1 protein-coding gene is annotated in these 396 nt (G+C 64.1%); it reads right to left on the reverse strand.

Translation table 11 applies throughout. The annotated features are described in order from the left end of the window. Positions 1-396: heterodisulfide reductase-related iron-sulfur binding cluster (locus FCU66_RS38160; RefSeq protein WP_246094197.1), on the reverse strand; the 396-nt coding region annotated here is incomplete at both ends.

Here is a 396-nt window from a genome sequence, read left to right on the forward strand (position 1 = left end):
GCCGGTGGCGACGATCGAAGCACCCGTCGCCTCGATGTTTTTCACCTTGCGATCACGCAGCTTGGCCGAAATGTCGGACTGCAGGATGTTGTAGGTGCCGGCCGAACCGCAGCAGAGATGCCCTTCGCGCGGCTCGCGCACGATGAAGCCGGCCTTGGCCAACAGTTCCTTCGGCTGGCGGATGATCTTCTGGCCGTGCTGCATCGAGCAGGCCGAGTGATAGGCGACCACCGTGCCCGGTTTGCGCACCGGTTCGGGCAGCTCGATGCCCGCCAGATATTCGGTGATGTCCTTGGCCAGTGCCGACACGCGCGCGGCCTTGTCGGCATAGGCCGGATCCAGCCGCAGCATGAAGCCGTAGTCCTTGATCGTCGTGCCGCATCCGGATGCGGTGAT

The sequence above is a fragment of the Mesorhizobium norvegicum genome (assembly GCF_004919685.1).
GTDB lineage: Bacteria > Pseudomonadota > Alphaproteobacteria > Rhizobiales > Rhizobiaceae > Mesorhizobium > Mesorhizobium norvegicum.